Annotated in this window: 9 protein-coding genes; 2 read left to right on the forward strand and 7 right to left on the reverse strand. The window is 60.1% G+C overall.

The genetic code is table 11. The features are described from left to right. Positions 1-82 precede the first annotated feature (82 nt). On the forward strand, positions 83-493 hold the full coding sequence (locus tag TU84_RS10350; RefSeq protein ID WP_048368958.1) for a PA0061/PA0062 family lipoprotein: 411 nt from the start codon (positions 83-85) through the stop codon (positions 491-493). A gap of 130 nt (positions 494-623) precedes the next feature. Here the strand turns inward: TU84_RS10350 and mapR are convergent, their stop codons facing one another. Together mapR and ccoG are read right to left on the reverse strand one after the other, a co-directional pair. Beyond that, entirely contained in the window at positions 624-2,033 is a 1,410-nt protein-coding gene (mapR, locus tag TU84_RS10355; protein WP_048368959.1) for a GntR family transcriptional regulator MpaR, read from the reverse strand. Between the two features lie 121 nt (positions 2,034-2,154). After that, positions 2,155-3,576, reverse strand: a complete 1,422-nt coding sequence (gene ccoG, locus TU84_RS10360) for a cytochrome c oxidase accessory protein CcoG (RefSeq protein ID WP_048368960.1) — start codon at positions 3,574-3,576, stop codon at positions 2,155-2,157. Positions 3,577-4,067: 491 nt separating this feature from the next. On the opposite strand from ccoG, the gene glgB reads away from it, so the two are divergent. Then, a complete protein-coding gene (gene glgB, locus TU84_RS10365; RefSeq protein ID WP_048368961.1) occupies positions 4,068-6,293 on the forward strand; it encodes a 1,4-alpha-glucan branching protein GlgB in 2,226 nt (741 codons plus the stop codon). An 80-nt stretch (positions 6,294-6,373) separates the two neighbouring features. On the opposite strand, the gene TU84_RS10370 is transcribed toward glgB, so the two are convergent. From TU84_RS10370 to glgA, 5 genes are all read right to left on the reverse strand, one after another. Continuing rightward, positions 6,374-7,174, reverse strand: a complete 801-nt coding sequence (locus tag TU84_RS10370; protein WP_048368962.1) for an endonuclease/exonuclease/phosphatase family protein — start codon at positions 7,172-7,174, stop codon at positions 6,374-6,376. A 138-nt stretch (positions 7,175-7,312) separates the two neighbouring features. Then, the gene (gene glgX, locus TU84_RS10375; protein WP_048368963.1) at positions 7,313-9,460 is read right to left on the reverse strand and encodes a glycogen debranching protein GlgX; all 2,148 of its coding nucleotides are present in this window, start codon (positions 9,458-9,460) and stop codon (positions 7,313-7,315) included. A gap of 78 nt (positions 9,461-9,538) precedes the next feature. Then, positions 9,539-9,772, reverse strand: coding sequence for a DUF2934 domain-containing protein (locus TU84_RS10380; protein ID WP_048368964.1), 234 nt, complete (start codon positions 9,770-9,772; stop codon positions 9,539-9,541). Positions 9,773-9,789: 17 nt separating this feature from the next. Beyond that, complete coding sequence (gene malQ, locus TU84_RS10385; protein WP_048368965.1) at positions 9,790-11,871, reverse strand: 4-alpha-glucanotransferase; 2,082 nt, start codon at positions 11,869-11,871, stop codon at positions 9,790-9,792. A 65-nt stretch (positions 11,872-11,936) separates the two neighbouring features. Further along, positions 11,937-13,505, reverse strand: a complete 1,569-nt coding sequence (gene glgA / locus TU84_RS10390; RefSeq protein ID WP_048368966.1) for a glycogen synthase GlgA — start codon at positions 13,503-13,505, stop codon at positions 11,937-11,939. Positions 13,506-13,654: the final 149 nt, after the last annotated feature.

Below are 13,654 nucleotides of genomic sequence, written 5' to 3' on the forward strand. Positions count from 1 at the left end.
TACGGGGCCAAGCTTGGAACCACTCGACGGGTTGACTCTCGGCCAGTCGCACTCTTTGGTTCCCTGTGTGAGGCATACCGTAATGAACCTTAAACCACTGCTGCTTATCCCGACCCTGAGCCTGGCCCTGCTGCTGACAGCGTGTGCCGGCCCCATGCCAAAGCAAGATCCGGGTGAAGCCTGGATTGGTCTGCAGGAAGAAGGTAACAGCGACCTGATGGCCGAGCGCGTAGACGGCAAGAACATCAATGATGGCCGTTACTTTGAAGTCACCCCGGGCGCCCACAAGCTGGACGTGACCTTATATGAAGGCGCCACCGGTGATGAAAACGAGGTGGATTGCCAAGGCAATGTCAACTACCAGAACTTCAAGGCGGGCGAGCGCTACAAGCTGGTTGAGTCGAGCCTTGGCACTCACGTAAGCGCCACCCTAGTGGACGCAAGCGGCAAAGAAGTGGCCCACACCGCCGACTTCAACTGCATGCCGGGCTAACACCCCCCCGCGCGGGTGCGGAACGCTGTGGGAGCGGGCTTGCTCGCGATAGAATCGACGCGCTTGAAGATTGAAACGCGTTGTTCTAATCGCGAGCAAGCCCGCTCCCACAGTTGGTTTTAAGGGGGCTTTAAAAAGAACGAACGATCTTGCCCAGGGTTTCCATGGCCTTTTCAGTGGTTTCATCCCACGGGCTGCCGTAGTTCAAGCGGATGCAGTTTCTAAAGCGCTGGGTCGCCGAGAAGATCGGCCCCGGCGCAATGCTGATGCCTTGGGCCAGGGCCATCTGGAACAGTTTGAGCGAGTCCATCTGTTCAGGCAGCTCAAGCCACAAAAAGTACCCGCCCGCCGGTTTGCTGACCCGGGTCTGCGCCGGGAAATACCGCGCAATCGCCGCCAGCATCGCGCTTTGCTGGTCTTCCAGAGCATCGCGCAGGCGCCGCAGGTGGCGGTCGTAGCCGCCGTGCTGCAAGTAATCGGCAATCGCCGCCTGGGCGGGCATCGACGGGCACAGTGAGGTCATCAATTTAAGCCGTTCGACCTTCTGCGCAAACCGCCCGGCGGCGACCCAGCCAACCCGATAACCCGGCGCCAGGCTTTTCGCGAACGAGCCGCAATGCATCACCAGCCCTTCGGTATCAAAGGCTTTGGCCGGTTTCGGCGCGTGCTGGCCGAAGTACAGCTCGGCGTACACATCGTCTTCAATCAGCGGCACCTGATGCTCACGCAACAGCTCGACCAGCGCCTGCTTTTTGGCTTCGGGCATGGTCGCGCCAATCGGGTTTTGAAAACTGGTCATGCTCCACACGGCCTTGATGGAGTGCCGTTCGAGGGTATGGGCCAGTGCGTCGAGGTCCATGCCGTCACGCGGGTGCACAGGGATTTCCACGGCTTTGAGATTGAGCCGCTCCAGCACTTGCAGGCAGGCGTAAAAGGCCGGGGCTTCAATGGCCACCAGGTCGCCGGGTTCGGTCACTGCTTGCAGGCACAGGTTCAAGGCTTCCAGCGCACCGTTGGTGATCAGCAACTCCTCCATGGGCAGCATCAGGCCGCCGACCATATAACGCAGAGCGATCTGGCGACGTAACTGCGGGTTGCCCGGCGACATGTCGGTGACCACCATGCGCGGGTCCATTTCGCGGCTGGCGGTGGCCATGGAGCGGGCCAGACGTTGCAGCGGAAACAGCATCGGGCTGGGGAAGGCTGAGCCGAACGGTACGGTGTTCGGGTCTTTGATGGAGTCCAGCACCGAGAACACCAAATCACTCACATCGACCTGGGTGGACTCGGTGGGGTGGCTGCTGACTTCCGGCTCGGAAAACGGGCTGGGCGCGTGAGTGTTGACGAAATACCCCGAGCGCGGCTTGGCGCGAATCAGTCCACGGCGTTCGAGCAGGTAATAGGCCTGGAATACCGTAGACGGGCTCACGCCGTAGGTCTGGCTGGCATAGCGCACCGAGGGCACGCGCTGGCCGGGGCCGAGCACGCCTGCGCGGATCAGTTCAGCAATATCGTCAGCAAATTTTTCGTAGCGTTTCATGAACTAAAGCTCAGCTAATCCTGTGGGAGCGGGCTTGCTCGCGATGTTAACGACGCGGTATGCCGGAATGACCGGTCGATGCTATCGCGAGCAAGCCCGCTCCCACAGGAGAATGTGTGATTTAACGATTTATCGGTGCAACAAACCGGCTTTGAGCCACGCTGCGCACACCGGGGTCTGCGGTGTCGGTGACCACAAACTCAAGGGTCTGGGAGCTGCTTTTCGGTCGTTCGGCCAGTAACGCGACGGACACGGGCACTTCAGCAATTTCGCCAGGGGCCAGGGTTAGCTCGGTCTTGCCGTTTAACTGGAAGTCGTCGCCCTGTTGCAGCGCCACCCGGTAGTGCTGTGGCTGCTGGGTTTTGTTAATGATCTTGAGGCTGTAAATGTTCTCGATCTGGCCCAGGCTGTTCTCGCGGAACAAACCGCGGTCCTTGATGACATCCAGTGACACCATCGAACGCTGGTTCAAGGCAATGATCAGCGCGCCGATCATGATCACCAGCACCGCAGCGTAGCCAATCAGCCGGGGCCGCAGCAGGTGGGTTTTGCCGCCCTGCAATTCATGTTCAGAGGTGTAACGCACCAGACCACGGGCATAGCCCATTTTGTCCATCACCGAATCACAGGCATCGACACAGGCGGCGCAGCCAATGCATTCCATCTGCAAGCCGTCGCGGATATCGATCCCGGTCGGGCACACTTGCACGCACATCGTGCAATCAATGCAATCGCCGAGCCCGGCTTGCGCCTGTTCAACTCCACGTTTGCGCGGGCCTCGGCTCTCGCCACGGCTGGCGTCATAGGCAATCGCCAGGGTGTCTTTGTCAAACATCACGCTCTGAAAGCGTGCATATGGGCACATGTGCATGCACACCGCTTCACGCAACCAGCCGGCGCTGAGGTAGGTGGCACCGCTAAAAAACACCACCCAGAACAAACTGATGCCGGCTATTTCCAGGGTCAGCAACTCGGCGGCCAGCGGCCGGATGGGGGTGAAATAGCCGACGAAGGTCAGCGCGGTCATCACACTGATCGCCAGCCACAGCGCGTGCTTGGCCGTGCGCCGGGCAATCTTGTTGATGCGCCAGGGCGCGGCCTGCAATTTGATGCGTTGGTTTCGGTCGCCTTCTGTGATTTTTTCACACCACATAAACAGCCAAGTCCAGATGCTTTGCGGGCAGGTGTAGCCGCACCACACCCGACCTGCAAACACCGTGATCGCAAACAGGCCAAAGGCCGCGATGATCAACAGCGCCGACAGCAAGATGAAATCCTGCGGCCAGAACGTCGCGCCGAAAATATGGAACTTGCTCTCGGACAAGTCCCAAAGTACCGCCTGACGGCCATCCCAATGCAACCAGACCGTGCCGAAAAACAGCAAAAACAAAAAGCCGCTGCCCGCGATCCGAATCGAACGGAACAGCCCGGTAAAACTGCGGGTGTGGATCTGTGCGTCGGCAGGCTTGTTTTTTCTCGATGCAGCGCGGTCAGGCGACGCTGCAACAGGGTCAAGTCTGTGCACGGGAATGTGTCTGCTCATGGTCTTTCGCTCATCAGCCTCCATCAGGCAAAGGCACTATCCCTCGCAAACTGTTTGCATAACAGGCTCAGCTGGCTGATTAAAAAGCAGATCAGAGAGGTTTTTTGGCAGGCTGTGACACTCTACCGCAGCTGGGTCAGGTCCCGATTTGCATGACGTGTACGGGCATGGCGCTTGTCAGACGAACTGATCATGATCACGTGCACTGAAGCCCCTATCAACGGCACGGGCTTCAGGCTCCGCCCAATGGTTTGAACTTTAACCCTGGCGTTGCGCTCGTAACCCTGCACGCAGTATGGGTATAAGAGTTGCAAGTGTTTTGCCATGACACCGCTGGCGCAAGGTGTTATCCAACGCAGGTCGAGCGCCGGGCGATACAGATACGCCAACCACGACTAGGCTAGGAACTGACTGCGAGTTGTAGGTACAGCTCAGGGGATGGTTCAGCGGCATGCAGCGTCATGCGAAACCTTTAGCGTACGGAGAGCAGCATGAGTTCGAGTGGGCAGGCAGGTGGGGGTAAGGACGCGCTGTTACCCGAGATTGCGGACATTCAGGCACTGGTCCGGGCCGAGCATCCGGACCCGTTTTCAGTCTTGGGCCCGCATGCGGATGGCAAAGGCGGTCAGTTAATTCGGGCGTTTCTGCCTGGAGCGGTGAGTGTTCAGGTGCTGGTGCGCGAGGGGCAAGCGCTGCTGGGCAGTCTTGAGCAGGCTCAAACCCCAGGCTTGTTTGTGGGGCATTTTGCGCAGGCGCAGGCGTATCTGTTGCAGGTCGATTGGGGCGATGTTCAGCAAATCAGCGAGGATCCCTACAGTTTTGGCCCGCTGCTGGGTGAGATGGATCTGTATTTGTTCGCAGAAGGCAATCATCGTGATTTGAGCCATTGCCTGGGGGCGCAGTTGACCCACGTCGACGGTGTGCCAGGCGTGCGTTTCGCCGTGTGGGCGCCGAATGCGCGGCGGGTGTCGGTGGTCGGTGATTTCAACGGCTGGGACGGACGCCGTCACCCGATGCGCTTGCGCCATCCGAGCGGGGTGTGGGAGCTGTTTGTGCCACGTTTGCTGGCCGGTGAAGCGTACAAGTACGAAATACTGGGGGCGCAAGGGATTCTGCCGTTAAAGGCAGATCCCATGGCGCTGCAGACTCAGTTGCCGCCGCTCACCGCGTCCATCGTGGCGGCGCCCTTGAACATTGACTGGCAGGACGCTGACTGGATGCACGCCCGTGCGCAGCATCAGCGTACTGATGCAGCGTTGTCTATATATGAGCTGCACGTGGGCTCGTGGCAGTGTGAAGTCGATGACGTGGGGGATGTGTCGCGCCAGTACAACTGGCGCGAGTTGGCCGAGCGCTTGATCCCTTACGTGCAGCAGCTGGGTTTTACCCATATCGAACTGATGCCGATCATGGAACATCCGTTTGGCGGGTCGTGGGGTTATCAGCCGCTGTCGCAGTTCGCCCCCAGCGCCCGATACGGCTCGCCAGAAGACTTCGGTGCTTTTGTGAATGCCTGCCACGTGGCCGGGATCGGGGTGATTCTGGATTGGGTGCCCGCGCACTTCCCCAATGACACCCACGGTCTGGCGCAGTTTGACGGCACCGCGCTGTATGAATATGCCGACCCGCGAGAAGGCTTCCATCAAGACTGGAACACCTTGATCTACAACCTGGGCCGCACTGAAGTGCACGGTTTTATGCTGGCTTCGGCCTTGCACTGGCTCAAGCATTATCACGTTGACGGTTTGCGGGTCGATGCGGTGGCCTCGATGCTGTACCGCGACTATTCGCGCAAGGCCGGCGAGTGGGTGCCGAATATTCACGGCGGCCGGGAAAACCTCGAAGCGATCGACTTTTTGCGCCACCTCAACGACGTGGTCGCGCTGGAAGTCCCCGGCGCGCTGGTCATTGCCGAAGAGTCAACGGCCTGGCCCGGCGTTACCCAAGGGACCGAGCAGGGCGGCCTGGGCTTCTCGTACAAATGGAACATGGGCTGGATGCATGACTCGCTGCATTACATTCAGCAAGACCCGGTGTACCGCGCCCACCACCACAACGAATTGAGCTTTGGCCTGGTGTACGCCTGGCACGAGCACTTCATCCTGCCGATTTCCCACGACGAAGTGGTACACGGCAAGCACTCATTGATCGACAAAATGCCCGGCGACCGCTGGCAAAAGTTCGCCAACCTGCGGGCTTACTTGAGCTTTATGTGGGCGCATCCGGGCAAAAAGCTGCTGTTTATGGGCTGCGAGTTCGGCCAGTGGCGCGAGTGGAACCATGATCAGCAACTGGACTGGTACTTGCTGCAATACCCTGAACACCGGGGTGTGCAGAAACTGGTCAGTGACCTCAACCAGTTGTACCGCGAAGAGCCGGCACTGCATGAGCAGGACGACGTGCCGCAGGGGTTTCAATGGTTGATTGGTGACGATGCGACCAACAGCGTCTACGCGTGGTTGCGCTGGAGCAAAGCCGGCAAGCCGGTACTGGTCGTCGCCAACTTCACCCCCGTACCCCGTGAAGCCTACCGCGTGGGCGTGCCCGAGGCCGGGATCTGGCACGAGATCATCAATAGCGACGCCGGGGTCTATTCCGGGTCCAACTACGGCAATGGCGGCGGTGTGAACACAGACCCGCAACCGAGCCACGGCCAGGAAGTGTCACTGGCCCTGAACCTGCCGCCGTTGGGGGTGTTGATACTGCGGGCTGAGTAAAAACTCGCGTTGCCCTCTGTAGGAGCGAGCTCGCCTCGCGATCTTTTGATTGTTAAAAGATCGCGAGGGTGGGCCCCGGTTTATAAATGCACTTCAACCGCCAGCGGCAAATGGTCCGACAGGTGCGTCCAGGGCTTGTTGCCCAAGATGATGGGTTCATGCCCGGTGGCATTGCGCAGGTAGATCCGGTCAAGCCTTAACAAAGGCCAGCGCGCCGGGTAGGTCTTGGCCAATTGGCCGTGATGGCGTTCAAACACTTCATGCAGGTCATCACGCTGCGCGAGGGCGGCATTGCCTTGCAGCTTCCAGTCATTGAAATCTCCGGCAATGATCACCGGCTCATGGGGCGGCAAGGACTTGAGCAGTTGGTGAAGCAATACGATTTGTAGCTGACGATGGCTTTCGAGCAAGCTCAAATGCACGCAGATCGCATGCACGTTTTCATGCCCCGGTACGTCCAGCACACAATGCAGCAAGCCGCGCCGCTCAGGGCCGGTGATTGAAACGTCGAGGTTGCGCGACGATTTGATCGGGTATTTGGACAGCAGTGCATTGCCGTGATGCCCGTTCGGGTACACCGCATTGCGGCCGTAGGCAAAATCAGTCCACATGCTGTCGGCGAGGAATTCGTATTGCGAGGTTTTTGGCCACTCTTCATAGCGCGAGGCATGTTTCTCATGCTCACCGAGCACTTCTTGCAAAAACACCAGGTCGGCCGACGTACTGCGCACCGCTTCACGCAGCTCAGGCAGGATGAAGCGGCGGTTGAACGCGGTGAAGCCCTTGTGGGTGTTGACGGTCAGTACTTTGATTCGGTGCACGGCAGGCTCGGGTACCGAGGCTATGGGCGCCCGAGTGTTGCCGACTACATCAATGGTCATGGTCGCTCCTGTCCTTTTAGGCGGCATGCCGCATGTCAATCACAGGTTATAGCTTAAGGAATGGGGACGTGACTGATGTTTATCAAGCTTTGCGTAATTAGCCACGCACGTGTCTGGCACGGGCGTGGCTGACGGTTTTTAAGACGCCTTGGCGTGTTGCAGTTCCAGCAGCACCAATGAGCGGCCGGTCACGCTGTAGGGCGTGTTGAATGCCAGGGCGGGCGAGCTTTTGAGTTCTGGATCGGTGGTGTCGAGCTTGCACACCCAACTGCTCCCATGGTCGACTTCGGGCAAGTTGAAGTCCAGGGTGTCGTGGCCCGCATTGACGATGATCAGCAAGGTGGCATCGGCCCCGGATTTCTGTACGCCGGAGATTTGTGTGCGGCCATCGAGCAGCATGCCCAGGCAACGGTTTTGCGCGTCTTCCCAGTCTTGGGTGGTCATCTCATTACCCGCCGGGGTGAGCCAGGTGACGTCCTTGACCCCGGGCTGTTCGCTGCTATGACCCACCAGGAACACCCCGCGGCGCAAGATCGGGTAGTGCAGGCGCAGCTTGATCAGGCGTTTGACAAAGGACAGCAGCGTTTTGGCGGGCTCGTCCAGTTCCCAGTTGACCCAGCCGATTTCGCTGTCCTGGCAATACGCATTGTTGTTGCCGTGCTGGGTGCGGGCGAACTCGTCACCGGCCACCAGCATGGGCGTGCCCTGGGCCAGCAACAAAGTGGCCATGAAGTTGCGCATCTGACGCTGGCGCAGCGCGTTGATCTCGGGGTCGTCGGTGGGACCTTCGACACCGTGGTTCCATGACAGGTTGTTATTGCTGCCGTCCTGGTTGTTTTCGTCGTTGGCTTCGTTGTGCTTGTCGTTGTACGACACCAGATCGTTAAGGGTGAAGCCGTCGTGGGCGGTAATAAAGTTGACGGACGTATAAGGGCGGCGCCCGCGTCGGTTGAAAAGGTCGGCGGAGGCGGTCATGCGCCCGGCAAACTCGGCCAGTTGCCCTTCATCGCCTTTCCAGAACGCCCGCACATTGTCGCGAAAGCGGTCATTCCACTCAGCCCAGCCGGGCGGGAAGCCGCCGACCTGATAGCCACCGGGGCCGCAGTCCCAAGGCTCGGCAATCAGTTTGACCTGACGCAGCAGCGGGTCCTGGCGACAGGCCACCAGAAAGCTGTGGCGTTCATCAAAACCATCGTGATAGCGGCCCAGAATGGTCGCCAGATCGAACCGGAAGCCATCGACGTGCATCTCCCCGGCCCAGTAGCGCAGCGAGTCGGTGACCATCTGCAAGACGCACGGGTGGCTCAGATCGAGGGTGTTGCCGGTGCCCGAATCGTTGATGTAGAAGCGCTTTTCATCGGGCATCAGCCGGTAATAGGAGGCGTTGTCGATGCCGCGCATGGACAGGGTCGGGCCTTGTTCATTGCCCTCAGCGGTGTGGTTGTAAACCACGTCCAGAATCACTTCCAGCCCGGCCTCATGCAGGTGCGCGACCATTTCCTTGAACTCGGCAATTTTGCCGCTGGCCAGGTAGCGCGGGTCGGGCGCGAAAAAGCTCAGGGTGTTGTAGCCCCAGTAGTTGGTCATGCCTTTTTGCAGCAGGTGCTGATCATTGACGAAGCCGTGGATCGGCAGCAGCTCGACACTGGTCACGCCCAGGTTGCGAATGTGCTTGATCACCTCATCGACCATCAGCCCGGCAAAGGTCCCGCGCACCGCCTCGGGCACCGCCGGGTGGCGCATGCTGATCCCGCGCACATGGGTTTCGTAAAAGATCGTGCGTTCCCACGGCACGCTGATGCGGTGGTCATGGCCCCAGGTGTGGGCCGGGTCGATGACTTTGCACTTGGGCACAAAAGGGGCGCTGTCGCGCTCGTCAAAACTCAGGTCGGCATCCGGGTGGCCAATGGTGTAGCCAAACAGCGCCTCGGACCATTTGAGTTCGCCCACCAATTGCTTGGCATAGGGGTCGATGAGCAATTTATGGTGGTTGAAACGGTGGCCGTTTTCGGGGTCGTACGGGCCGTACACGCGATAGCCGTAGACCTGCCCCGGGTGTGCATCGGGCAGGTAGCCATGGAAGGTTTCGTCGGTGTATTCGGGCAGTTCGATGCGTTCCAGTTCGACTTCACCCGCAGCGTCGAACAGACACAGTTCAACCTTGGTGGCGTTGGCGGAAAACAGCGCGAAATTGACCCCCAGTCCATCCCAGGTTGCCCCCAGCGGGAAGGGCAGACCTTCTCGAATGCGTGAGGGCTGCGGTGCTGCTGACGTGCTCGTGCTCATGGTCGCTCCTTGATAATTGCCGGTACTCAGGCGTTTCTCAACGCCGTGCATAATCCATCGCGTTCACTGCCGATGGCTTCAAGACCCCGCAGGTTTACGTGGCGCCCGCGGCTTTTTCTCGGCAGGGGGTTTGGGCTTGGCTGGCGCTTTGGGTTTGGCCGCTTTCGGCGCCGGTTTAGTCGGTGCCAATGCTTCGGCCTGGGCCAGCTTGCGGGCCATTTCCCAGTGCCGATCATGTTGGCCATCAGGCCTGCCTTCGGACTCCCAGATCTGGTAGGCAAACTCACGGATACGCTTATCGTCGTGACTCATGGCAATGGCTCCTCGGGTTAACGGTCTCGTTCATGGGCCTGCAAACGTGCGCAGGCGAGTAACTCGAAGCGCCGCGTTGCATCCAGGGTGTCCAGCAGGGTGTTGCAATCTGCCGGCAAGCGGCGGCACCAGTTGGGGTGGCCGCTGACGGTGCCGGGCAGGTTGGCCTGTTCTTCCAGGCCTAATGCATCTTCGATGGGCAGCAGTACCAGTGGTGCGCGGGTGTGGCCGAGAAAACGGATACTCGCGTCCAGCGTGGGGGCGTTGCCCAGGGTTTCTTCCTGAAAATTCTGCGGGTCCTGGCGCAATGCACGGTCCAGCCCTTCGCATTCACGCTGGCGGTTACGCCGCCAGTCATTGGCGGTGACCGGATCGATCAGATTAAGGCGCTCGTTCCAGTCAATATCGCGGCCTTGCAGCCAGCCGTTGAGCGTTGGCAGGTCATGGGTGCTGGTGGTGGCGAGGGCGTCATCCGGCCAGGCCAGAATGGGCTTGAAGTGCGCGCCGTAGTCCTGCTCGAACAACAACACGCGCATGCCGAGAATGGCCCGCTCACTGAGCTTTTCACGCAGGCCTTCAGGGACCGTACCCAAGTCTTCACCCAAGACGATGGCTTGATGGCGCACCGACTCCAGGGCGACCAAACGCAGCAGGTCATCCACCGGGTAATACAAATAAGCGCCCTGATCGGGCGAGGCGCCCAGCGGGATGACCCACAAGCGTTGCAGCCCCAGTACATGGTCAATGCGCAGACCACCGGCATGGGCAAAGTTGGCGCGCAGCATTTCGATAAAGGCGCGGAAGCCGCTGCGTTTCAGGCCTTCGGGCGAGAAGGCCGAGATACCCCAGCCTTGCCCTGCGCGGTTGAGCAAGTCGGGCGGGGCGCCCACCGTCAATTGCGCCAGCAGTTCATCCTGACGGCACCAGGCCTGGCTCCCCGCACCGTCGGCGCCCACCGCCAGATCGGCGATCAAACCGATAGCCATGCCGCTGGCCCGCGCCGTGGCTTGTGCGCGGTCGAGGGTTTGCGCGATCAGCCACTGGCAGAACGCGTAGTAGGTGATGAGGTGCTGGTGTTCTTCGGCAAAGCGCAGCAGGGCCGGGCTGTCCGGGTTGCGTAACTGCTCGGGCCAGTCGCGCCAGTCGAGGCTGCGTTGCTCGGCGGCGCTGACCGCTTGCAAGGCCTCGAAGCGGCAATGGTTCTCCAGTGCTTCGCCGCCGATGTCGCGAAAGCGCTGAAAATCACTGAGCAGTGGCGAGTCTTCGTTGATGAAGTCTTCGTAGAGTTGGCGCAGCAACGTTTGCTTGGCGTGGGTCGCCGCAGGCCAGTCGATCAGCGGCAACTGCTCAAGGCGCTCCAGTTCGTCTTTTAGCCCTGTGGCTTCAATCGCCCGGTCGACGGCATCGCCGCCCAGAATGCTCGCCGGTGTTGCGTACAGGCAGTTGAGAAACAGACGGCTGGAGGGCGAGTACGGGCTGTAGTGTTTCGGCGCACTGCTGAACATGGCATGCAGCGGGCTGATGGCCAGTGCGTCGGCACCCCGTTCGCCGGCGGCCTGGAGCAGCACCTCAAGCGCCCGGGTATCGCCAAAGCCGCCATCACCGGTGCGGCGCAATGAATACAGCTGCACGCTCAAGCCCCACGTTCTGGGCGTTGTCTGTTGCAGGGCATCGGCAATGCTGAAGCATTTGGCCGGTGCCACGGCCAGGGTAAAAAGCTGCTCCTCGACCTGCACCCGGTGATACCCGACAGGAATCATGCCCGGCAGCATGGCGTCGGCATCCAGCTGGATGGGCAATGAGCCGCCGTTTTCCAGGTACACCGTGCAATGGCTGTGGGCGTGGAAATACCGCGACAGGTCCAGCGCCTTGTCCACGTCAGCGGTGAGCAAGGGCGGCAAGCGTTTGTTTTGTTGCTCCAGCTGCAAGTTGAGCAAGCTGGTTTCAATGGCCTCAGGGCTGTCGGCGGGCAGCCCCAAACCGGCCAGAATGGCTTCCAGCACCGGTTGCGTAACCCTTTGCGGTTGGCCGTTGGCATCAATCCAGTCAACGGCCAGTCCGGCTCGGCCGGCGAGTATTTCCAATTGCGCTTCGCTCATTGGCGGGCTCCCTTGAAGGCTGGCGAGTGGCTATCGAACGTCGGGCAAATCAGGCTGCTGCGGTGTTAAAACTTGCTGGTACGCACCATGGACTGCGCCACCAGGCGCTCATAAAGCTCGGCGTAGGGCTCCACGGCTTTGCACCAATTGAACGGTGCCGCCATTGCACGGCAGCGCATGGCGTTCATCAGCTCGGGGTAGGCGAAGACCTTGAAGGCGCGGGTCAGGGCCTCGGTGTAGCTTTCGACGGTGGACTCATCGAATAAAAAGCCGGTGACGCCATTTTCAATGGTGTCGGCCAAACCGCCGGTATTGCGCGCCACCGGCAGCGAACCAAAGCGTTGCGCGTACATCTGGCTCAGGCCGCAGGGCTCATAGCGCGAGGGCATCAATAAAAAGTCACTGCCGGCAAACATGCGCCGGGCATCGGCCTCGTTGAAGCCAATGCGCACGCCGATTTGCCCTGGAAAGCGCAGCCCCAGTTCGCGCATGGCTTGTTCTTCTTCGGGCTCGCCGCGACCAATGATGCAGATCTGCCCGCCCGAGGCGACGATGAAATCGGCCACTGCTTCAGTCAGGTCCAGGCCCTTTTGATAGACCAGCCGCGACACCACGGCGAACAAAGGCCCGGCAGACGGTTGCAGGCCAAACAAGTCGCGCACGTAAGCGGTATTGACCGCCCGGCCTTCCCAGTCACCGATGCTGAACGGCGCGACCAGGTGCGGATCGGTCGAGGCTTCCCACGTGTCATCGATGCCGTTAGGGATGCCGCTGAGCAACCCTTGCTGGGTTTTGCTGGCCAAAAAGCCATCCAGCCCGCAGCCAAAGGCCGGGGTGGTGATTTCCTGGGCATAGGTCGCGCTGACAGTGGTGATGTGGCTGGCATACGCCATGCCCGCCTTGAGATACGACAGCTTGCCGTAAAACTCCATGCCGTCCTGTTGCAGGGCATGGGGTGGAATGCCCAATTCCGGGCAGCACGCGCGGCTGAATACACCCTGGTAGGCAAGGTTATGAATGGTAAACAGCGTGGGCGTGCGTTGGCCGCGCCAGTGCATATAAGCCGGGGCCAGGCCGGCTGGCCAATCGTGGGCGTGCACCAAATCGGGCTGCCAGTGGATCTGCGCCAGGTTGGCGGCGATATCAGCGGCGGCCAGGCCCAGGCGGGCAAACCGGATGTGGTTGTCGGGCCAGTCACGGCCATTATTGGCGCCGTAAGGCGTGCCCTCGCGCTCGTACAGTTCCGGGCAAATCAGCACATAAATGACCAAGCCGTCTGCGAGGTCCATGCGCCCGATTTTGCACGGTGGCAGCGCGGCATGGCCGCCGAGTTCACCAATGATGTGGATCGGGTTATCGCTGTGCAGCACTTGCCGATAGCCGGGGATCAACACCCGCACATCGTGCAAATGGCGCATGGCCCGGGGCAGGGCGGCTGATACATCGCCAAGGCCACCGGTTTTGACCAGGTCTGCCAGTTCGGAGGTCACGAACAGGACTTTCTTTTTATTGGGATTGGTATTCACCACTGGCGGTACAGCTTTACCCGCAGGTGCCAACCCGGAGAGCGTGATCGAAGACGCCGCTGGCGGATTTAGCCGTTCGTCTTGATGTGGAGCAGCAGCACTGATCATGACTCTCTCCCGTTGTACTTATTTGAGCTGCTATCGGCCTTAAGGCCAGTCAGCCTCCACGTTCAGATTGATAAAGGTCACCTTGGCCAAAGGCGTAGAAGGTGAAAAAAGTGCTGCAAGGAATGCACCAAGCAGGCAGCCCTGTATCA

This window comes from Pseudomonas helleri (assembly GCF_001043025.1).
In the GTDB taxonomy this organism is placed as follows: Bacteria; Pseudomonadota; Gammaproteobacteria; order Pseudomonadales; family Pseudomonadaceae; genus Aquipseudomonas; species Aquipseudomonas helleri.